Source organism: Nocardioides piscis, from assembly GCF_011300215.1.
GTDB lineage: Bacteria > Actinomycetota > Actinomycetes > Propionibacteriales > Nocardioidaceae > Nocardioides > Nocardioides piscis.
In genome coordinates this window covers 1,677,634-1,698,793 of the sequence record NZ_CP049866.1, presented here as the reverse complement: position 1 = coordinate 1,698,793, position 21,160 = coordinate 1,677,634, and the positions used below count along the sequence as shown (strand labels likewise).

General features: G+C 69.4%; 16 protein-coding genes and 1 pseudogene. 8 read left to right on the top strand and 9 right to left on the bottom strand.

Features of this window, described 5'->3' with window-relative positions; genetic code table 11:
* The first annotated feature begins 38 nt into the window (after window positions 1-38).
* The 3 genes and pseudogenes from G7071_RS08425 (at window position 39) to G7071_RS08415 (ending at window position 3,072) form a co-directional block, all read left to right on the top strand.
* Window positions 39-1,061, top strand: coding sequence for an AraC family transcriptional regulator (locus tag G7071_RS08425; protein WP_166317333.1), 1,023 nt, complete (start codon window positions 39-41; stop codon window positions 1,059-1,061).
* Between the two features lie 54 nt (window positions 1,062-1,115).
* Window positions 1,116-2,249: an MBL fold metallo-hydrolase gene (locus tag G7071_RS08420; RefSeq protein WP_166317330.1), complete on the top strand. Its 1,134-nt coding sequence runs from the start codon at window positions 1,116-1,118 to the stop codon at window positions 2,247-2,249.
* A pseudogene (locus G7071_RS08415) lies at window positions 2,246-3,072 on the top strand (SDR family oxidoreductase). The gene G7071_RS08420 and the pseudogene G7071_RS08415 overlap by 4 nt, the downstream one beginning before the upstream one ends.
* Window positions 3,073-3,183: 111 nt before the next feature.
* On the opposite strand, the gene guaB reads toward G7071_RS08415, so the two are convergent.
* Window positions 3,184-4,686: an IMP dehydrogenase gene (gene guaB / locus G7071_RS08410; protein WP_166317327.1), complete on the bottom strand. Its 1,503-nt coding sequence runs from the start codon at window positions 4,684-4,686 to the stop codon at window positions 3,184-3,186.
* A gap of 21 nt (window positions 4,687-4,707) precedes the next feature.
* The gene (locus G7071_RS08405; RefSeq protein WP_166317323.1) at window positions 4,708-5,601 is read right to left on the bottom strand and encodes a GNAT family N-acetyltransferase; all 894 of its coding nucleotides are present in this window, start codon (window positions 5,599-5,601) and stop codon (window positions 4,708-4,710) included.
* Window positions 5,602-5,692: 91 nt separating this feature from the next.
* On the opposite strand from G7071_RS08405, the gene G7071_RS08400 reads away from it, so the two are divergent.
* A complete protein-coding gene (locus G7071_RS08400; RefSeq protein ID WP_166317320.1) occupies window positions 5,693-7,207 on the top strand; it encodes a hypothetical protein in 1,515 nt (504 codons plus the stop codon).
* A 19-nt stretch (window positions 7,208-7,226) separates the two neighbouring features.
* On the opposite strand, the gene G7071_RS08395 is transcribed toward G7071_RS08400, so the two are convergent.
* The gene (locus tag G7071_RS08395) at window positions 7,227-8,156 is read right to left on the bottom strand and encodes an NAD-dependent epimerase/dehydratase family protein (RefSeq protein ID WP_166317317.1); all 930 of its coding nucleotides are present in this window, start codon (window positions 8,154-8,156) and stop codon (window positions 7,227-7,229) included.
* Window positions 8,157-8,237: 81 nt separating this feature from the next.
* Here G7071_RS08395 and G7071_RS08390 point away from each other — a divergent pair, with 81 nt between their 5' ends.
* From G7071_RS08390 to G7071_RS08380, 3 genes are read left to right on the top strand one after another with little or no spacing between them, the layout of a single operon-like run.
* Complete coding sequence (locus G7071_RS08390; RefSeq protein ID WP_166317314.1) at window positions 8,238-9,155, top strand: NAD-dependent epimerase/dehydratase family protein; 918 nt, start codon at window positions 8,238-8,240, stop codon at window positions 9,153-9,155.
* On the top strand, window positions 9,152-11,341 hold the full coding sequence (locus G7071_RS08385) for a glycosyltransferase (protein WP_166317311.1): 2,190 nt from the start codon (window positions 9,152-9,154) through the stop codon (window positions 11,339-11,341). Before G7071_RS08390 ends, G7071_RS08385 begins: the two co-directional genes overlap by 4 nt.
* Window positions 11,338-14,043, top strand: coding sequence for an arabinosyltransferase domain-containing protein (locus G7071_RS08380; protein WP_166317308.1), 2,706 nt, complete (start codon window positions 11,338-11,340; stop codon window positions 14,041-14,043). The genes G7071_RS08385 and G7071_RS08380 overlap by 4 nt, the downstream gene beginning before the upstream one ends.
* A 152-nt stretch (window positions 14,044-14,195) precedes the next feature.
* Here G7071_RS08380 and G7071_RS08375 read toward each other — a convergent pair whose 3' ends face one another.
* From G7071_RS08375 to G7071_RS08355, 5 genes are all read right to left on the bottom strand, one after another.
* Window positions 14,196-14,858: a class I SAM-dependent methyltransferase gene (locus tag G7071_RS08375; RefSeq protein ID WP_166317305.1), complete on the bottom strand. Its 663-nt coding sequence runs from the start codon at window positions 14,856-14,858 to the stop codon at window positions 14,196-14,198.
* A gap of 216 nt (window positions 14,859-15,074) precedes the next feature.
* The gene (gene groL / locus G7071_RS08370) at window positions 15,075-16,697 is read right to left on the bottom strand and encodes a chaperonin GroEL (RefSeq protein ID WP_166317302.1); all 1,623 of its coding nucleotides are present in this window, start codon (window positions 16,695-16,697) and stop codon (window positions 15,075-15,077) included.
* 91 nt (window positions 16,698-16,788) lie between these two features.
* Window positions 16,789-17,082: a co-chaperone GroES gene (groES, locus tag G7071_RS08365; RefSeq protein ID WP_166317299.1), complete on the bottom strand. Its 294-nt coding sequence runs from the start codon at window positions 17,080-17,082 to the stop codon at window positions 16,789-16,791.
* A 201-nt stretch (window positions 17,083-17,283) separates the two neighbouring features.
* The gene (locus G7071_RS08360) at window positions 17,284-17,883 is read right to left on the bottom strand and encodes a hypothetical protein (RefSeq protein ID WP_166317296.1); all 600 of its coding nucleotides are present in this window, start codon (window positions 17,881-17,883) and stop codon (window positions 17,284-17,286) included.
* Entirely contained in the window at window positions 17,880-18,323 is a 444-nt protein-coding gene (locus G7071_RS08355; protein WP_166317293.1) for a hypothetical protein, read from the bottom strand. The genes G7071_RS08360 and G7071_RS08355 overlap by 4 nt, the downstream gene beginning before the upstream one ends.
* Before the next feature lie 62 nt (window positions 18,324-18,385).
* Between G7071_RS08355 and G7071_RS08350 the strand changes: the two genes are divergently transcribed.
* Entirely contained in the window at window positions 18,386-19,570 is a 1,185-nt protein-coding gene (locus tag G7071_RS08350; RefSeq protein WP_166317290.1) for a class I SAM-dependent methyltransferase, read from the top strand.
* Here G7071_RS08350 and G7071_RS08345 read toward each other — a convergent pair.
* A complete protein-coding gene (locus tag G7071_RS08345) occupies window positions 19,567-21,138 on the bottom strand; it encodes a glycoside hydrolase family 3 protein (RefSeq protein ID WP_166317287.1) in 1,572 nt (523 codons plus the stop codon). The genes G7071_RS08350 and G7071_RS08345 overlap by 4 nt on opposite strands.
* Window positions 21,139-21,160 lie beyond the last annotated feature (22 nt).

Here is a 21,160-nt window from a genome sequence, read left to right as displayed (position 1 = left end):
GCCTATCGGTGCCCCAGCTGGCCCTAGCCTTTGCGACCATGGGCCCGATGATCCGCGCAGCGAGCCTGCGCGGCTTCGCTCCGCTCGTCCGCGAGCTGGGCGGCGACCCGGAGGCGTTCCTGCGCCGCTTCCACATCCCCGCGTCCGCCACGGAGTCCGACGACGGCCTGATCGACATCACCGCCCATGACCTGATGCTCGACACCGTCGCTCGCGAGCTGGACTGCCCGGACCTCGGCCTGCGCCTCGCTGTCGCGCAGGACCTGACGATCCTCGGCCCGCTGGCGCTGGCGATCGAGTCGGCGTCGACGGTCGCCGAAGCGCTCGCCTGCGCCTCGCGCTTCATGTTCGTCCACAGTCCGGCCCTGAGCATCGGTGTCGAGCCGGACCCGCGTGGCTGGGAGGGCGTGATCGCGCTGACCTACCGCAAGGACCTGCTGGAGTCGCCATACAGCCCGCAGGCGATGGAGCTCGGGATCGGCCTGTTCCACCAGGCCGCCCTGACGCTGCTCGGCGGCCGGGCCGGGCTCCGCTCGGTCGAGCTGCCGCACCGGCCGCTGTCGCCGATGGGGCGCTATGCCGACTTCTTCGGCGTCGACGTGCGGTTCGGCGCCCCGGTCGCCGCCCTGCGGGTCGAGCGCCGCATGCTCGACGCCTCCTTCGCCGGCGCCGACGACGAGATCCGACGGGTGGCCCTCGACCACCTCGCTCGCCACTACCCCGACCCCGCGACCCGCGTCTCGGTGCAGGTACGGCGGGTGCTGGCCCAGGCACTCGGACTGACCGAGGCCGCTCCCACGCTGGCCAGCACGGCACGGCTGCTCGCCCTGCACCCGCGGACCCTCCAGCGCCGGCTCGCCGAGGAGGGCACCAGCCACGCGGCGGTCCTGGACCAGGTCCGCCGCGATGCGGCCACCACCTTCCTCACCACGACCGACCTGCCGATGGCCCAGGTCGCAGCGCTGCTCGGGTTCAGCGAGCAGTCGGCGCTCTCCCATGCCGTCCGGCGCTGGCACGGTGCGAGCCCGCGACAGGTCCGCACCGCGGCGGAGCCACGCTGAGGGTTTGTCGTCCCAGGACAAGTTTTCACCGCGATCCTCACGCACCCTGTGCACATGACGACCGAGCTCTCCCCCACGACCGCCCTGACCGACATCGGCGCCCGGCCGATCCCGGAGTTCGACGGCGTCCACGACGTGTGGCCGCGCGGCGAGCGGCTGCAGGCGGTGCGGGACGCGGCGGCGGCCTACAAGACCCGGTTCAAGGAGCAGGGCACCGTGCGCGCGGTCAGGTCGGTGGACATCGCGGCGGCGCCGTACCCGGTGAAGTATGCGTTCCACGACGCGGTGTCGGTGCCGACCATGCCCCTGATCGCGATGATCAACCGGATGATCGTCGTGCAGTACGACGACTGGTTCGGCACCCCGAGGACGCTCGTCTTCGAGCCGACGGTTCCCGACGGCTCGGCCGAGGCGCCGTTCTATCGCAACCTCCAGGCCCTGATGGACAAGGTCCCGGGCGGCCGGTTCCTGGAGAAGGTCGTCCTGAAGTACTACAACGAGCCGGGCGACGTGCTCGCGCAGCTCGGCCTCACGCCGGGTGACATCGACATCTGCACCTTCGACCACCTGCACGTCCAGGACCCGCGGATGATCCTCGGCTCGACCGAGGTGGTCGAGGGCGAGAGCGTGCCGCGCCAGCCACTGTTCGGCGACGCCAGGATGCTCGTCCACAGCCGCGAGCTCGCCACCCTGCAGTCGCTTCACCCGATGCAGTGGGCGTGGTACGTCGACGGCGGGCTCGGCGGCGTCGACCCGGCGAAGCTCGTCACCTTCGACGGCGACATCGAGCTGGGGCCCGGCATCGCGCTGCTGTGGACGCCCGGCCACACCGACGGCAACCACTCACTGGTCGTCAACACCCCCGACGGGGTCTGGGTCTCCTCCGAGAACGGCATCTCGCTCGACAACTGGCAGCCCGAGCTGTCACGGATCCCCGGCGTGCGTCGCTATCACGAGCAGTTCGGCCGCGAGATCTGCCCGAACGCCAACACCCTCGAGGACTCCCTCGACCAGTACGACTCGATGATCAAGGAGAAGGTCATGGCCGACCCGTGCCGTCGCGACCCGCGCTGGTTGCAGATCCTGCCCAGCACCGAGCTGGCACCGTGGAAGCGGTTCTGGCCGGTGGTGCCGACCTTCTGCCACGGCGGCATCTCCTACGGCGAGATCACCGGCGGCGACCGATGAGCGCGTCGCCGGCAGGCGCGGTCGTCACCGGCGCGGGGCGCGGGCTCGGGAAGGAGATCGCGCGGCTGCTCGTCGCCCGCGGACACCTCGTCCTGGTGACCGACCTCGACCAGGCTGCCGCCGAGGCGACCGCCGCCGAGCTGGGCGAGCGTGCGGTGGCACGCGCCCTGGACGTGCGCGATGCGGCGCAGCTCGTGGCCGCCTGCGACGACATCGTGGCCCGGGCCGGGAAGCTCGACGTGTGGGTCAACAACGCCGGCGTCCTCCTCACGGGGCAGCCTGGGAGCAGGAGGCGGCCGGTCGTCGCCTGATGCTCGAGGTCAACGCCCTCGGCACGATCGAGGGCACCGTCGCGGCCATCAACGCGATGCGCGGCCATGGAGGCGGACACATCGTCAACGTCGTGTCGCTCGCCGGGCTCACGCCGGTGCCGGGCGAGGCCGTCTATGCCGCCTCCAAGCACGCCGCGATCGGGTTCAGCCTCAGCACCGCCACCGACCTGCGCCTGGCCGGGGTCCGCGACATCGATATCTCCTGCGTGTGCCCCGACGGGATCTGGACGCCGATGCTCCACGACAAGCTCGACGACCCCGCCTCGGCCCTGTCGTTCTCGGGCCAGCTGCTCCAGCCCCATGAGGTCGTCGACGCCGTACGGCAGGTGCTCGACCGCCCTCGCCTGGTCACCAGCGTCCCGCGCTGGCGTGGAGCGGTGGCACGCCTGGCCGACACCTTCCCCGCGGCGGCCGTGCGAGCCGCCCCGCTCGTGGTCGCCCAGGGACGCCGGACCCAGAGGAAGATGCTGGCGGAGCAGCAGCGCACCTGACGCGCGGTCGCGTCGGGCATGGGTCACCCGCGGGTGTTGGGGTCGGGTGGTTGCTGGGGCGGTGGCAGGCGCGGGTGGGAGCAGCAACAGGACCACACCACCCGCGGGTGGTCAGCTGCCGGAGTAGTTGGGCGCCTCGACCGTCATCTGCACGCCGTGGGGGTGGCTCTCCTTGAGCGACGCCGAGGTGATCCGCACGAAGCGGCCGCGCTCCTGGAGCTCCGGCACGGTGCGCGCCCCGGTGTAGAACATCGACTGGTTGAGTCCGCCGATCAACTGGTGGGCAACGGCGCCGAGCGGCCCGCGATAGGCGACCTGTCCCTCGATCCCCTCGGGGACGATCTTGTCGTCGCTGGTGACCTCGGCCTGGAAGTAGCGGTCCTTGGAATAGGACTTCTTGCCGCGGCTCGACATCGCACCGAGCGAGCCCATGCCGCGGTAGGACTTGAACTGCTTGCCGTTGACGAAGACCAGCTCGCCGGGCGACTCCTCGCAGCCGGCCAGCAGCGAGCCCAGCATCACCGAGTCGGCGCCGGCGACCAGCGCCTTGGCGATCTCACCGGAGTGCTTCATCCCGCCGTCGGCGATCACCGGCACGCCGGCCGGCTTGCACGCCAGGGAGGCTTCATAGATCGCGGTGACCTGGGGCACCCCGACCCCGGTGACCACGCGCGTCGTGCAGATCGACCCGGGCCCGACCCCCACCTTGACCGCGTCGGCGCCGGCGTCGACGAAGGCCTGGGCGCCCGCGCGCGTCGCCACGTTGCCGCCGATGACCTGCACGTGGCGGGTCGCCGGGTCCGACTTGAGTCGCCGGACCATGTCGAGGAGGAGGTGGACGTGACCGTGGGCGGTGTCGGCGACCAGCACGTCGACCCCGGCCTCGACCAGCGTCGTGGCACGCTCCCAGGCGTCGCCGAAGTAGCCGATCGCGGCACCGACCAGCAGCCGTCCGTCTGCGTCGTAGGACGCGTGGGGGAACTGCTCGCCCTTGACGAAGTCCTTGACCGTGATCAGTCCGCCGAGGCGACCGTCGCGGTCGATCAGTGGCAGTCGCTCGCGCTTGTGCGCACGCAGCAGGGCGGTGGCGTCCTCGCGGCTGATACCGACGTGTCCGGTGATCAGGCCCTCGGCGGTCATCACCTCGTTGACCTTGGTGGTGGCCCACTCAGCGACAGGGGTGAAGCGCAGGTCGCGGTTGGTGATGATGCCGAGCAGGCGGTTGTCGACATCGACGACGGGGAGACCGGAGACGCGGAACTCTCCGCAGATGCGGTCGAGCTCCTCCAGCGTCGCGTCGGGACCGATGGTGACGGGGTTGGAGATGATGCCGGTCTGGGTCCGCTTGACCAGGTCGACCTGGTAGGCCTGGTCGGCGATCGAGAGGTTGCGGTGCAGCACCCCGATGCCACCCTCACGGGCCATCGCGATGGCCATGCGTGACTCGGTGACGGTGTCCATCGCGGCGCTGATCAGGGGAACCCTGAGCGAGATGCCGCGGGTCAGGCGCGACGTCGTGTCGATGTCGGCGGGCGCCAGGTCGGACTCCCCCGGCAGCAGGAGCACGTCGTCGTAGGTCAGGCCCAGGGCGGCGAACTTCTCGGGGATCTCCACCCCCAGGAGTCTAGTGCCCGATCAGTGGCGAGCGGGCTTCAGGTCTCTCAGTGGAACGCGGACGCTCAGCACGTCCCCGGACATGCGGATCCGACCCCGCAGCCCGGAACCGAGGACCATCGGGAGCACGGCCAGGTTGTCCGCGCCGGTCTCGAGCACCAGCTCGTCGTCGCCCAGGCCCAGTGCGGCCCGCGCCGCTTCCAGCAGCAGGCGCGAGCCGATGCCGCGGCGACGCCACCCCGGGTCCACCTCGAGGGCCAGCCGGCGCCGCCCAGGACTCACGTGCTCGGCGAGCACGGCCCGACCCACGGTGGCGCCCTCCACCGTCGCCACGACCCCGTGACTCGTGGCGGCATAGTCCGGTATGGCGCCCGCGCCCAGCCGTCGACCGGACGCCCCCGACGGGGTCGTCGGGCTGCTGCGCCGCAGCACGTCGCTGACGAGTCCCGCCATCGCCATGCCGCGGGCGTGCTCGGTCGCCGTGAAGGGCGCTCGACGGTGGATCGACACCGAGACGTCCCCGACCGTCATCTCCATGGAGTCGCTGACGACCTGCGACCCCACCTCCTCCTCGGCCCCGGCGTTGAACAGCGCCGCAACCACCTCGGGGAAGCGGGCAGGCTGGCTCAGGATGGAGCGCGCCGCCTCCACGTAGCGCGTCGGCTGGTCGACGAGCGCCGCCTCCGTGCACGGGTGCGAGACCACCGATCGAGCGCCGGCCCGCTCGACCAGGGCGGCCACGTCGTCCGTGCGCCAGTCGGAGGGCACCTCGAGGACCAGGTCGTCGGTGACGGACTCGACGCCGGGGAACACCTGCATCGCCAGGATGTTGACCCCCGACCTCCCGCACTCGTCCGCCAGCACCGCCAGGGCGCCCGGTCGGTCCGGCAGGGTCGTCCTCACTCGCCACAACATGCGTCCACCCTCGGCCACCGAGGTTGCGGAGACGGATCAGCCATATTTCGTCCGCGAAAACCCTTGATGCCCCAGGCGGCACAATGACCGGGTGCCTCGCCTCCGCCTGTCCGTCCCACGCGTGGTCGTGGGGCTGGCGATGGTGGCCGTCGTCCTGGCGCGCTTCCCCTCGGCGATGTGGCCTCTCCGTCCCGACGAGGCCGGCTTCCTGCTCGTGGCGCGGGCGTGGGACCCGCGACCGGACAGCCTCTACGGCCCCTACTTCGTCGACCGGGCGCCCGAGATCATCGCGCTCGTCGGTCTGACCGACCGGATCGGCGGCGCCTATGCCCTCCGGGTGGTCGCGGCGCTCGGGCTGGGCGCCTTCGTGCTGCTGGCTGCCCTGACCGCTCGTCGCCTGGCCGTGCAGGCCGGCTCGACCCGGGTCGGTGCCGCGGCCGCGTGGACCGCTGTCGCCGCTGCCGCCCTGGTGAGCCACGCCGAGATCGACCCGGTCTCGGCCAAGGGGGAGCACCTCGGGATCCCGCTGGTGATGGCGGCCTGCTGGCTGTCCCTCGCCGCCCTGCAGGAGCGCTCAGTCAGGCGTGCGGTCGCGGCGGGTGTCGTGGCCGTGCTGGCCGTCGGCATGAAGCAGAGCCTGGTCGGGGGGCTGGTCTTCGGCGGCGTGCTGCTCGTCGGGTCCACGCTGGTCGGTCCGGCGCGCGTCCCGGCGCGCTCCGCCATCCGTCTGGCTGCAGCGGCCACGCTCGGGGCGTCGCTCCCGGTCGTCGCCACCGTCGGCTGGGCCCTGGTGGCCGGCGTCGACCTCGCGACGCTGTGGCACGCCGTGGTCGGCTTCCGCGGCGACGCTGCTGCCGTCATCGCGGCGCAGCCCAACGACGCGCTCGACGTCCGGGCCGAGGAGATGCGAGACGTCGTCCGCGGGAGCGGCATGGCTGCGCTCGCGGTGTGGTTCGTGGTGGCGCTGCCGTGGCTGCTGCGGCGTTGCGCGGCGCCTGCGCTCGCCGTCGCCGCGCTCCTCGCCGTCGACGCGGCCGGGGTGGTGCTCAGCGGCAGCTTCTGGATGCCCTATCTCCTGGCGCTCGCACCCGGGCTCACCCTCGCCGTCGGTCTGCTGGTCACCGCGCTGCCGGAGCGGCTGCCCAGCCTGGCCACCTGGGCGCTCATCGCGTTCCTGGTGGTCAGGAGCGCGGAGTCGCTTATGTGGTGGTTCGACACCTATGCCGACGCAACCCCCCAGGAGGTGGCGGCCGGCCGCGCGATCGCCGCCGCTGCCGACCCCGAGGACACGCTCGTCGTGTATGGCGGCCGCCCGGACATCCAGTGGGCCAGCGGCCTGCCGTCGCCATACCCGCACCTGTGGTCGCTGCCCATGCGCACCCTCGACCCGCGGCTCGACGAGCTCCAACGGGTGCTGACCGGGCCACAGGCGCCCGCGTGGTTCGTGCAGTTCCAGCGGCTCGACACGTGGTCGGAGACCGGCACCGCCGAGATCCGCGAGGAGCTGCTCACCGACTACGAGCTGGTGGCGATCGCCTGCGAGTCCTACCGGGTCTACCTGCGGCGCGGCCTCGACCGGCCGGCAGTGAGTGCCGACTGCGACTGAAGCAGCTGTTCCTTTCGACCTAGCGCATCGCCGCCTGCCAAGCGACCTGCTCCCCCAGACCCAAGCGCAGGCTCATCTTCGGACGCCAGTCCAGCAAGCGCTCCGCCTTGCCGGTCACGCCACCTGTGTGGCGCTGGTCCCCGGGCCGCGGGTCCCGGTGGACGAGCATGGCCGGCCGGCCCACGTGTTCCTCGATGTGGCGAACCGCGTCCAGCAGGGTCGCCCGCTCGGGTCCGGCAATGTTGATGGTCTCACCGGCGGGGCGGCGCTGCGCAGCCGAGACGGTGGCCTCGGCGCAGTCGCCGACGTAGGTGTTGGTCCGGGTCTGCAGTCCGTCACCGAAGATCTCCAGCTCGCGGCCCTCGGCGACAGCGTCGATGAGCAGGCGGTAGGCCATGTCGGGACGCTGCCGGGGACCATAGACGGAGAAGTAGCGCAGGATCGTGAAGTCGAGGCCACGGCTGCGCCTGTAGGCGCGCAGCAGTTCCTCAGCGGCCAGCTTCGTCACGCCGTAGGGGGAGTTGGGCGCGGTCGGGGTGGACTCGTCACCCACCGCATCCCGACCGTAGACGGAAGAGGTGGACACCTGGACGAGGTGGACGTCGGCCTGCGTGCAGGCCCGGGCCAGCTGTTCGACCACGTGCACGTTGCAGGTCGAGTAGAGGGCGAAGTCGCTCCAGCTGCGCATCAGTCCAGGCATTGCGGCCTCGTTGATGACCACGTCGATCTCCTCGAGCAGACCTGGCGGTAGCTCGTTGCGCAGGTCGAGCTCGAGGCCGTGCACTCCGGGCAGGGCCATGATCTGTTGCCAGGTGTTGCGCTTGGCGGCGGAGGAGTATGACTCATCCAAGAAGCAGTCGACCGCGAGCACGGTGTGGCCCTGGCTGACGAGACGTTCGGTGACGTGGCTGCCGATGAAACCGGCTGCTCCGGTGACCATGACGCGCATCGGAGTCCTTTGTGGGCGGAGGACGAGCGGCACGGGCCGCAGAGCGGTGCTAGCGTACGCGACCGGTAGAAGGAGGCTGGTATGCAAACCCTTGTCACCGGGGGGGCAGGGTTCATCGGGCGTCGTCTGGTGCGATACCTGACTGACATGGGCCACGAGGTCGTCGTCGTGGACGCGGGGTTCACTGGCCGCCTTGCCGAGCTGCCGTCGAGTTGCACGCTGGTCGAGCGTGACATCGCGGACTTGTCCGACTCGGACTGGGACGGCCTCCTCGACGGGTGCGATCTGGTGTTCCACTTGGCGGCGCGCAAGTACCGCACGCCCGGTGTGTCGGCCGAGCAGCTGCTCGCCACGAATGTCAACGCCACCTGGCGGTTGGCCGGCGCAGCCGCACGCGCCAGGGTTCAGCGGGTCGTCTTCACCTCGAGCCTCTACGCCTACGGCGCTTTGGGTCCTGAGGTCATGACCGAGAGCGACGTCCCGCTTCCCCGCACGCTGTATGGCGCGTCCAAGCTGATGGGTGAGCACGTGCTGCGCACCGTCGGTCTCGAGCACGGCCTCGCGTGGAACTGTGCCCGGCTCTTCTTCATCTATGGTCCGGGCCAGCACGCAGACGGCGGCTACAAGTCGGTCATCGTCACCAACTTCGAGCGCATGGCTGCTGGCTTGGCGCCCACGATCTGCGGTGACGGCGAGCAGTCGCTTGACTACGTCTTCGTCGACGACGCCGTCGAAGCTCTGTGGCGGCTCGCGTGCGCCGAGGCCACCGGACAGATCGTCAACGTCGCGTCGGGCGTCCCCCGAACCATCAACGCGCTCACCACGACCATGCAGGAGGTAGCCGGCACGGGACTCGACTTTGAGGAGCTGCCGGCAGACTGGACCGCAGGCACAGCGCGAGTGGGCGATCCGAGCCGCTGCCACGACATCTTCGGGTGGGCCGTGACCACCAACCTCCCCACGGGTCTGGCAAAGACGTGGGAAAGTCTGGTCCCGTGAACCCATCTGATCTTGCTCGTACTGCGATCGACCTCACGGTGGTCGCTCCGTGCTACAACGAGGAAGGCAACGTCGCCGAGCTTGCTCGACGGACACGCGACGCGCTTGACGCAGCCGGCATCGCGTTCGAGCTGATCCTGGTCGACGACGGTTCCACCGACGGCACCTGGGCTGCGATCAAGGAGGCCGAGGCCGACCATCCTGCTCAGGTGCGTGGCATTGCCCAGCCGATCAACGGGGGCATGTTCGCGGCGTGGCGCACCGGTGTTGCGGCCGCGACCGGCAACGTGGTGTGCCTGATCGACGCAGACCTGCAGAACCCGCCCGAGGCGATAACCCGACTGTGGGACGAGCTACACACCAAGAACGTGCACGTGGTCCAAGGGTTCAGATCCTCCATCGAGTGGGATCGCGATGCCCGGTTCGTCTCCTCGCGTGGGCTCAACCTGGTCCTCAATACGATGTTCGGCGACCGCGCGCGCGACAACAAGAGCGGTTTCGTGATGGCGCCCAGGTCGATCCTGGCCGACATCTTGGACTTCAAGCACCACTACAACTACCCCCAGACCTTCGTCCGGGTCGCCGCCCGCGCCAAGGGTTACGCCGTGGCGGAGACCGAGACCCTGTTCCAACCCCGCCGCGTCGGAACGTCGTTCCTCGACGCCACCCCTCCGGTCAAGGTGTACGCCGACGTGCTGACCGACGTGGTCCGCGGCCTCGGCGAGTTCGGCCGGGGCCGGCGTCACCCGGTAGAAGCGATGCACGTGACCGCGCCGCGCAGCGAACCCCCGGCGCACGGCTACCGGGGCGCCCGCAAGATCCTGCTGGACACCTACTTCGCATCCATGCCGATGCACGCTTGGCTCATCCGGTCTCAGACCAAGTCCATCTACGAGACCCTGCACCGCACCCAGTGGTTCGACCGGGACGAACTGCACGAGCTGCAGTCCTGGCGACTGCAGCGCCTGATCTGGCACGCCTACGCGCACGTCCCCTACTACCGGCGCGTGATGGGCGAGCACGGCCTGCACCCCCGCGACATATCGACGCCGGAGGACCTGACAAAGCTGCCCATGCTGAGCAAGGCCGATGTCGGCGCGAACCTCTACATGGACATGTTCGCCGACACCCACCGCAAGCGCGAGATGCACAAGATCGCGACCAGCGGGTCGACCGGGCAGCCGTTCGTGACCTACGTCGACCGCCAGCAGCTCGAGATCCGCTTCGCCTCGACACTGCGCTCGTTGGAGTGGACGGGCTGGCGCGTCGGTGACAAGCAGGTCCGGCTGTGGCACCAGACGCTCGGGATGAGCCCCACCCAGATCGTCCGCGAACGCCTCGACGCCACCATGCTCCGGCGTACCTTCATCCCGGCCTTCGAGCTCACCGACGGTGGCCTCGACTCGCTCGCGCGCCGGCTCGAGGAGATCAAACCGGTCTTGATCGACGGCTACGCCGAGTCGTTGAACTTCCTGGCCCTCTACCTCCAGCGAGGTGGACGGCTCAACTTCCAGCCCCGCGCAGTGCTCTCGTCGGCCCAGATGCTGACCAGCGACACCCGACGACAGATCGAGGACGGTCTCGGCGCCAAGGTGTTCGACAAGTATGGCGCCCGGGAGTTCTCCGGGATCGCCTACCAGTGCGACCAGGGCGACGACCACCACATCCTCGACGAGTCCTACATCGTCGAGATCCTCAAGGAGGGCCGCCCCGCGCTGCCCGGGGAGCTCGGCGAGGTGGTCATCACCGACCTCAACAACTTCTCGGTCCCGCTGATCCGATACCGCATCGGCGACCTCGCCGTGGCTGCCGACAACTCTCAGGCCTGCGAATGCGGTCGCGGTCTGAGCCGGCTCGGGCAGATCCAGGGCCGCACGCAAGCGCTGGTCCACTGCGCCAACGGTCGCTGGCTCCCCGGCACCTTCTTCGCCCACTTCTTCAAGGAATACGACCACCTCGTGCAGTTCTTCCAAGTCGTCCAGCACGAACACGGCACCTTCGCCCTGAAGATCGTCCAAGGACGACACTGGACCACGCCGGCCTGGGACGACCTCCTCACAGACCTACGTACCTACGTCGGCGACAGCCAGATCGACGTGCATTTCGTCGACGAGGTGCCACTGCTGGCAACAGGCAAGCGGACACCCGTTGTCTCCACCGTCCGCCCGGACTTCCAGACCCTATGACGCAGCCAACGCGCCTAGCCGCCCTCTTCGCCCTTGCTGCCCTGCTGACCGGCGTCGTCTTCGCTCTTGTTCCCTCGTCCTTTCACCGTGCGCAGATCGAGTGGAAGCCGACAACCGCGGCCGACGGCGGAAGCCTGCCTCTTACCCGTACTTATCCCGACGAGGTCGAGGTCTTCACAACCTGCGACCTCGTGAGGGGTGGAGACGACGGGGCGCTTCTGACGGCTGGCACCCTGGTGATGGCCCTCGACCAGGGTGCAGTCGCGGTCAGCACCACCCAGTACGACCCGGCCGCGCGCGTCGAGTTACCGCCGGGTTCCTGCGACGTGCACGCCGCCTACCGGGCCTCAACCTCGACACTTGCGTTGACTGCGGGTGACAACTCCGACGAGGTGCGGACACCCGCTCCGACGATCAACACGCTGACCACCGGTGACCTGCCGAGGGTCCAGCGAGTGGAGATCCTCACTCGCCCCGCGGGCGTGTTGTGGTCGTGGGGCAGAGCGCTGGCGGGCCTCTTGACGCTGGCGCTCGCCACCGCAGCCACGGTCTTGTTGGTCAGGGCTCAGCGCGGCCGTCCACCGGCGCGCACCAGGCGCCTGCCTCGCCACCACCTGGCTCCGGTCGACGCAGCCGTAGCTCTGAGCTTGCTCGGGTTGACATTCATCGTCCCCGCCCTGCTGGATGACGGGTGGGTTCTCGCGCGGACCGAGTTGCTCGTGCAACGCCACTGGTTCGGGAACGTCTTCGCCACCTCAGACGCTTGGCTGCCCCAGGGCTTCCCACACGAGATGGTCTTGGCCGCCCTGGCGGCCATGGGCGCAGAGTTCATACATCTGCGACTGTTCATGGCGTTGTGCCTCACCGTCGCCTGGGTGGTGCTTCGCACCCGCGTGCTGAGTCCTGTCATCGGCGAAAAGGCATCGAGGTGGCCACCAGTGGCAGCCACCTTCTTGGCCTTCGGCGGGGCATGGCTGACCACCATTCGGGCGGAGCCGATCGTGGTGCTATGTGGCGTGGTGACGCTGGCTGCGCTCGTGTCCATGCACCATCGCCCCGGTCCGTTTCCTGTGCTCACGGGCTTGCTGTCCGCGGGCCTGGCCATGACCGCGCACCAAACTGGCTGGGTTTGCCTCGGGCCTACCGTATTGCTGCTGATGGCGGCCGTGCGGGCCGTACGAATCGACCGACGGACCGCCTGGCTCTATGGTGCGGCCGTGCTCATTGCTGTCGCGACCAGCGCTGTGGCGCTATTCCTGGCACTCGACCTTCGAAGCACGCTCGATGGCGCCCGTGCCTTCAGCACGCAAGACAGCTACACGGGCATGTTCGGAGAACTGTCGCGCTACGAGCAAATTTTCTACCCAGGCACCACGGGGGCACGATCCTTTACCGTGCTTCTTCTAGTCGCACTAGGTCTGACGGCAGGCACGTGGGTCGCCATCACGAACGAGGCACAACGTCTCCTGTGGCTGGCATCTCTGCTGTGGATCGGAGGTCTGCTGCTCACGTCGAGCAAGTGGCCCTGGCACCTGGGTGTCTATGCGGTGCCCGCCACCGTGTTCGCCGCCCTTGCAGCTCATGCGGTGTGCCAAGACCGTCGCGTGACAGGGTTGCCAGGTCGCGCATTGCTACTTCCCTTGGTCGTTCTGGCGGCCGGGCTGACCCTCACCCGGTCTCAAGGTGGCTGGGGCGCCGCTGATCTATCGGTCCGGAGCTGGGCGGAATTCGGTGCGTTGATGAGACAGACCGTCTGGTACGTCGCGCTGGCAGCGGCCCTGTGCCTGGGTGTCCTTGCTGATCGACGGCTCCTACGAGGGCCATCGACCGTCATGCTGAGCGTGGCGATCGTCTTCCCACTGGTAGTGAACCTCTGCTGGATCGCGCTCGATGCGCGGGAGGACGGGTGGAGCTTCTCCGGCATGAACGCGCGGCAGCTGGCTGGGGACAATGCCTGCGGCGTACTCGACGGTGAGTTGATCACGCTGGCCGCGACCCCGCTGCCCACCGAGTCACCGCAGCCGCGGCGGGTCGGCCGAGCTCTTGCTCTCAATGGCTTTCCCCACATCGCTGGCACGTCAATCGGGCCACTAGCCGGGTCCGTGCCCGTCTGGGGGACGTGGACTGACCGCCCCGGCGCGGCCACACCGGACGCGGTGATGGGAGTCCTGAGTGGCCCTACCTTCTCGGTGAACGACGCCAAAGCGGTGAGCCTGTGGTCCGCCGCCGGCACTGTGGAGGGCGTTGCGGCCGAGGTGGTCTTCACCGCCCGAGGCGAAGACATCGAGCGAATTCCTCTTGCGCTGTCTGTCGAACGTCGCTGGTCCCTACACCGAGTGACCATTCCCGAGGCGGCGGAGCAAGCCTACGTCGTGATCAAGGACGAAACGGCGGGGGTCGGTGGCTGGGGTGCAGTGTCGGAGCCCGCGATCGTCGAAGAGGAGGAGGCCGACACCGTGCTCGCCTCCGCGCGCGCCTTCGTGGGACCCTACGAGTACACCCAGTATCCATGCGTCAATCTCCCGGACCTCGCCGACGGCTACTGGTCGAAGATCGACTATCTCATCCGGGCCAGTGACTACTTCGACCCGAACCAGCTCTCCGGGTTGACCCGTTCGCAGGTCGCGTGCGAGGACGACGGCCAATGTGTCGAGAAGCTCGACTACGCCATGGCCAACGTGATTGTCACGGGGCAGGGCTGACCGACCCGTCTTGATCACCGAGGTGACTGTGTTTCGATCAAGACGGACTGGATGCTGCTTCTGGGCCGGCAGAGCCAGCGAATGAAGCCTGACGGGTAGTGGGTAGTGGGTAGTGGTCGAAACAGTAGTCTCCAGTCGCGACCGAGACGCTGTCAGTTCCCCTCCGACTGGGGGCCGATCTTGCGCACGTGCACGATCTCGAAGAGCGACAGGTTCCAGGGTAGCCCCGGAACAGGGTAGCGAGTACGGCTCACGTCGTCGCCCGCAAACGTGCGGTCGATAAAGGTGCGCATCGCCGGATAGTGCACCTGGTGGCCCTGGTAGGCGAGCAACTCTGGGTCCTCGGCCCCGTGGCGACGTGCTCTGGGCCAGATAAATCCTGAGCGGGCAGTGCGGTTGAGCCAGCTCGGCTCGCATGGCACGTAGATCGTGGCGTGGCCGCCGTCCGTGAGCACCCTGCGCCACTCCCCCAACGCCGCATAGGGGTCTGGCAGATGTACTAACAAGCAGGTTGCCACGAGGCGATCAATCGTGCCATCGCCGAACTGCGACAGGTCCGAGGCATCTACCGAGGCCACCTGGAACCGCGGGTCTGCTTCCGGTATGCGCACCAGCTCGGCACGAAGATCGCTGGCGACGTAGCGATCGAAAGGGTGCTTGACGAAGTGCGCGTGCTGACCATGTCCTGCTCCCAGCTCAAGGACGGTCCCAATCCCTGCAAGGCTGCGGTATCGACGTTCCATAGCGGCGTGCACCCGACCCCACACCCAGCCGAGCACACCTGTGTAGTAGCAGGCTTCGTAGCCTGACGCCATCCACTCACTCTCGCTCGTACGGGACTGGTCAGGATCGTTCACTGCTCGGCACCATTCTGTGAAGGACGTCGGCATGGCATCGCGCCAGCCCTAGTGGACTATGGCATGCGGCCAACATTGCAAAGCGGTCAACCCATGCCATTACCCCATGCCATCCCAACACTGAGGGCCGGACTCACCGTCGAGGTGAGCCCGGCCCTTCTCTGGCTTGGTCGATCAGTGACCGTGGCCGTGGCCGTGCCCGCCAGCGGAAGCGGCCTCTTCGTCCTCGGGCTTCTCCACGATCAGGGTCTCGGTCGTGAGCAGCATGCCCGCGATCGAGGTGGCGTTGACCAGCGCGGAGCGGGTGACCTTGACCGGGTCGAGGACGCCCTGGGCCACCAGGTCTCCGTATTCCTCGGTCGCGGCGTTGTAGCCGTTGCCGACACCGAGCTCGCGGACCTTGGTGGTCACGACGTAGCCGTTGACGCCACCGTTCTCGGCGATCCAGCGCAGCGGCTCGTCGGCAGCCTTGCGCACGATCCGCACGCCGACCGCCTCATCGCCGGTCAGGCCGAGGTTGTCCTCGAGCACCGACACCGCGTGGATCAGGGCCGAGCCACCGCCGGGGACGATGCCCTCCTCGATCGCGGCGCGCGTCGCGGAGACGGCGTCCTCGATGCGGTGCTTCTTCTCCTTGAGCTCGACCTCGGTGGCGGCGCCGACCTTGATCACGCAGACACCCCCGGCGAGCTTGGCCAGGCGCTCCTGGAGCTTCTCGCGGTCCCAGTCGGAGTCGCTGTTCTCGATCTCGGCCTTGATCTGGTTGACCCGGCCCTCGACGGCGCTGGTCTCGCCGGCCCCGTCGATGATCGTGGTGTTGTCCTTGGTGATGACCACGCGACGGGCCTGGCCGAGGACCTCGAGCCCGACCTGGTCGAGCTTGAGGCCGACCTCGGGCGCGACGACGGTTCCGCCGGTCAGGATCGCGATGTCCTGCATCATCGCCTTGCGACGGTCACCGAAGGCCGGAGCCTTGACCGCGACGGCGTTGAAGGTGCCACGGATCTTGTTGACGACGAGCGTCGAGAGTGCCTCGCCCTCGACGTCCTCGGCGAGGATGAACAGCGGCTTGCCGGCGGCGATGACCTTCTCGAGCAGCGGCAGCAGCTCGGAGATCGAGCCGATCTTGCCCTGGTGGAGCAGGATGTAGGCGTCGTCGAGGACGGCCTCCATGCGCTCGGGGTCGGAGACGAAGTAGGCCGAGATGTAGCCCTTGTCGAACTGCATCCCCTCGGTGAACTCGAGCTCGGTGCCCATGGTGTTGGACTCCTCGACCGTGATCACGCCGTCCTTGCCGACCTTGTCGAACGCCTCGGCGAGCAGCTCGCCGATGTGCGCGTCGCGGCTGGAGATCGTGGCGACCGACGCCATGTCCTCCTTGGACTCCACCTCGCGGGCGGCTTCCTTGAGCGCGTCGCCGACGGCCTCGGCCGCGACGTCCATGCCGCGCTTGAGACCCATCGGGTTGGCACCGGCCGCGACGGCGCGCAGGCCCTCGTGGACCATCGCCTGCGCCAGCACGGTCGCGGTCGTCGTACCGTCGCCAGCGACGTCGTTGGTCTTGGTGGCGACCTCCTTGCACAGCTGTGCGCCGAGGTTCTCGAACGGGTCGTCGAGCTCGATCTCGCGAGCGACGGTCACCCCGTCGTTGGTGATCGTGGGGGCGCCCCACTTCTTGTCGAGGACGACGTAGCGGCCCTTGGGGCCGAGGGTGACCTTGACGGCGTTGGCGAGGGCGTCGACGCCACGCTCGAGGGCGCGGCGGGCGTTCTCGTCGAATTCCAGGATCTTGGGCATTCAGGTGCTCCTAGTGAAAGAGAACCGCCCGGACGTCATGAGAGCTGGTCGTCGGAACGACCGGATCCCATGACGTTCCGGGCGGAGAGGATCAGGAAACTACGGCGAGGACGTCGCGGGCGCTGAGGATGAGGTATTCGCCACCGGCGTACTTGACCTCGGTGCCGCCGTACTTGCTGTAGATCACCTTGTCGCCGACGGCGACGTCGAGGGGCACTCGGTTGCCGTTGTCGTCGATGCGACCCGGACCGATCGCCAGGACCTCGCCCTCCTGGGGCTTCTCCTTGGCGGTGTCCGGGATGACCAGGCCGGAGGCCGTGGTCTGCTCGGCGTCGAGCGGCTTGACGACGATGCGGTCCTCGAGGGGCTTGATGTTGACCGACACTTGTCGACCTCCACTTTCCACGTTGATGAACTTTGACTCGAGAAACGGGTGTTCCTCGCACGCTTGGGCTTGCCGTGATGCACGCCGTCGCGGGGGTCGCACGTCATTGCAAGCGCTGGCACCCTCATGGCGAGAGTGCCAGATCAGACGTTAGCACTCCGCCCGACCGAGTGCCAGACTGGCCGGTCGGGTCGACGCCCGTCAGATGAAGGCGCCGTGCGCCACCATGGCCTTGAACGTCGTGGGCCTCGAGCGCTCGCCCTTCTTGCCGGCCGCCTTCTCGGCCTCACCGGTCATGCGCGTGCGGACCTCGAACTGTCCCGTCGGGCGGTTCGGGTCGACCTCGAAGATCACGACCTGAGGATCACTGACGTCCTTCTCGAAACCGTCCGGCAGGGCGTCGTTGAGGGCGAAGGTCTCCACCGGCGCCTGGACATCGAGGAGGAACGTCGAAGCCGAGTCCTTCACCTCATAGGTCCCCGCGGGGCCCTCGAACTCGGGCGGCGCACCGGTCAGCAGCGTGAGCACCAGCCAGGTCCGGCCCTCCGGCGCCCAGCCCAGGCCCGCCACATGGGGCCGCTGGGCCGCCGACCGCACCAGGCACCAGTTGACGCTCTCGTCCACGGCGGACGCACCGGGGCTCCACAGCGGGTCACCGCACGGCTGAGGACCACTGGTGAGGCCGAGCTGGTAGAGCGGCGCCGCTGCGCCGATCTCGAGCTCCCCCGTCGGACCGTCGACGACCTGGTCGACCCCGTCATAGGCGACCCGCAGGCTGTATCCCGAGGGCTGCCCCTTCACTGCGACATACTGGCGACGAGCCAGCACCGCGATCTCGCCCCCTCCACCCAGCCGGTCAGGCCCTCGAGGACGTGTTCCTCCTCGTCGGCGACCAGGGTGAAGACCGGGTCCGCCAGCTCGGCATCGGGCAGGCGGTCCGCCACCAGCAGGTCCTCCTGGCCGGTCAGGGCCACCTGGACCCCGACGAGGCTCATCCCCTGGCCGACCTTCTTGCCCTCCGCGGTCTCGGTGAGCGGCTCGGAGAGGGTCACCTGCAGCCTCCCCCACGGGACCCGGACCTCGGCGGTGCGGCCGACGAGGGCCTCGGACGCCGTCTCGGAGACGAGGGTCCCGGCCTTCACCCGTTCAGGGCCTCGCAACGACAGCCACACAGCGCCTCCGACGAGGACGACCAGGGCAAGGACGAGGACGATGGCCAGGGGCCAGCTGATCTTGCGCACGCGCAGACCCTGCCACTGCGCACCCCGCCGGACGGCAGGGACCCACCTGACAAGATGCGCGGATGGACGTCACCACGCTCGACTGGCTGCAGACCGACGCCGGCCGCAGACTGCTCGACGTCGCGATGACGGCGTATGCCGATGCGCAGGGCGACCCCGTCCGCGCTGCCACGACGGTGCGCAGGCTGGAGCCGGATCCGGAGCGGGCGGCGGCGGCCCTGACCCAGGCTGACCTGCGCCTGCGGGCCGTGCCGAAGTTCGGGGACCTCGCAGTTCAGATGTTCTTCACGCCCGACGCCCTGGAGCAGGCCACGCGGTTCCGGGTGGCGGAGCACCGGGCGGCCCGTCTGGCGGCTGCACAGCCGACGAGCGTGATCGACCTCGGGTGCGGCATCGGCGGCGACCTGCTGGCGTTCGCGCGGGCCGGACTCACCGCTGCAGGCATCGACATCGACCCCGTGCGCGTCGCCATGGCCAAGGCCAACCTCGAAGCGCTCGACCTGCCCGGGGCGGTGCAGATGGCGGACGCGACGCAGATCGACGTCAACGCCTTCGGTGCTGCCTTCGCCGACCCGGCGCGCCGCGGCGCCCGCGGGCGCGTCTTCGACGCCGAGAGCTGGACGCCGCCGTGGCCGTTCGTCCTCGGCCTGCTCGAAGGAACAGCCGTCGTCAAGGTGGCCCCCGGCATCCCCCACTCGATGCTGCCCGCCGACGTCGAGGCCGAGTGGGTCAGCGACAACGGCGAGGTCAAGGAGGCGGCGCTGTGGTCCCCCATGCTGGCCACTGCGAGCAGGCGCGCCACCGTGATCGGCCCCGGCGGCCTGGCCACGCTCACCGAGGACGACGACCCCCATGACGGGGGACCCCGTCCTGTCCGGGAGCTGGGTGGCTTCCTCTATGAGCCCGACGGAGCCGTGATCCGGGCGGGCCTGGTCACCGCGGTCGCCGCCGGCGTCTCGGGCGGGCTCCTCGACGAGCACATCGCCTACGTCACCGCGGACGAGTCGTTCCGGACCCCGTTCGCCCGTTCCTATCGCGTCCTCGAACAGGTCCCCTATCGCGAGAAGCCCCTCAAGGCAGCGTTGCGCGAGCGCAGCATCGGATCGCTGACGATCAAGAAGCGTGGCGTCGACGTCGTCCCTGAGGTGCTGCGCAAGCGCCTCGACCTGCGTGGCGACAACACCGCCACCCTCGTCCTGACCCGGGTCGCCGGAGCGGGCACCGCCCTGCTGGTCGAGCCCTTCTAGCAGCCGCGGCGCTGAACGCCCTCGACCGCGACGGGCAGCGTGCCCGGAGCCCTCGCCCTGCCGAGGAGCACGTCGACCAGCGCGGACATCGCCCCCGGGGTGTCACCGAAGGCCGCCACCTTCACCGGGGCGGCCACGGCACCAAGGACGTAGGGCGTGTTGGTGGCGACAGCGACCTCGCCGTCATGGGTCGCGTCCTGATAGCCGGTGAACCCGATGTTGGTGCCGGCGGCCAGCCGCGCGTCCTCGGCGGCCTCGAACCGTGCGAGCGCAGCCGTGCGTCGGCGCTCGCGTGCCTGCCACGCCCGCTTGCGTCGCTCGAAGGCCTTGACGGCCTCCTTCTTCTTCCGCCGAGGGGCGGGCTCGGCGACCGCCACCGCGGCCGGGGCCGGCCGACGGGTCAGGACCGTCAGCCCTGCGGCACGCGCGGCGGCCGAGAAGTTGGTGACCGCGACCGGGTCGCCGACGGGTGTGACCGAGCCTGACACGTGCCGGGTCCCGCACGCCCCGCTGACCATCGTCAGCGCTGCGGCGCTGAGCTCCCTGGAGGCGGCCCGACCGCTGCCGGGCGGTCTGCCCCTCGAGCCGTCCCTCTCGACGTGCAGGAGGAGGGCGATCTGTCGCGCTGCTGCCTGCTCGAGCCGGGATCGCTGCAGCCGGCCCTGCCGGACGGCCTCGACGATGCCGGCACGCGCAGCCGCGGGCGAGGGCGGCATGAGCAGGACGTCGTTGCCGGCGCGCAGCCCCTGGACCGCCGAGTGCCGGGCGTCGTACGTCGAGGACACCCCCGCCATCGACAGCGAGTCGGTCACCACCAACCCCTCGAACCCGAGCTCGTCGCGCAGGACGCCGGTCACGAGCTCCCTGGACATCGAGGCGGGCACCCGTGGATCGATCGAGCGCACGTCGATGTGGCCGGCCATGATCGCCGACACCCCGTCGTCGACGGCTGCTGCGAACGGGGCCAGCTCGACCGCGTCGAGCTGCTTGCGGGTGCGGGTCTGCACTGGCAGCGTCAGGTGGCTGTCCTGGGGGACCGACCCGTGCCCGGGGAAGTGCTTGAGCACCGGAAGGACGGACGCAGCGGTGTAGCCGTCGACCGCCGCGCCGACGTGCTCGATCACGGTCTCCACCTCGGAGCCGGCCGACCTGGAGCCGATGGTGGGGTCGGTGGGACCGCTGGTCACGTCGGCGTCGGGCGCGAAGACCATGTTGAAGCCGAGCCCGCGCAGCTCCGCGCCGCTGGCCCGGGCGGCGGCGGTCGTCAGTCGCGGCGCGTCCGCAGCACCGGCGCTCATGAACGTCGGGAAGCGGGTGGCTGAGCCCTTGACCCGCTCGACGATCCCGCCCTCCTGGTCGACGGAGACGAGGAGCGGCCAGCGGCGGTCGACACTGCGGCGAAGCGTCGCGTTGACGGCGCGGACCTGCTCGGTCGAGGCGACGTTGTCGGCGAACGCGATCACCCCGCCCAGGTGGAGACTGCGCACGAGCGCCACCGGCGCCGCGGTTCCCCGCCACTCGGCGACGATCACCTGGCCGGCCAGGTCGGGCAGCCGCAGCCGGTCCACGATCCGGGCAGCGCGCTCGAGC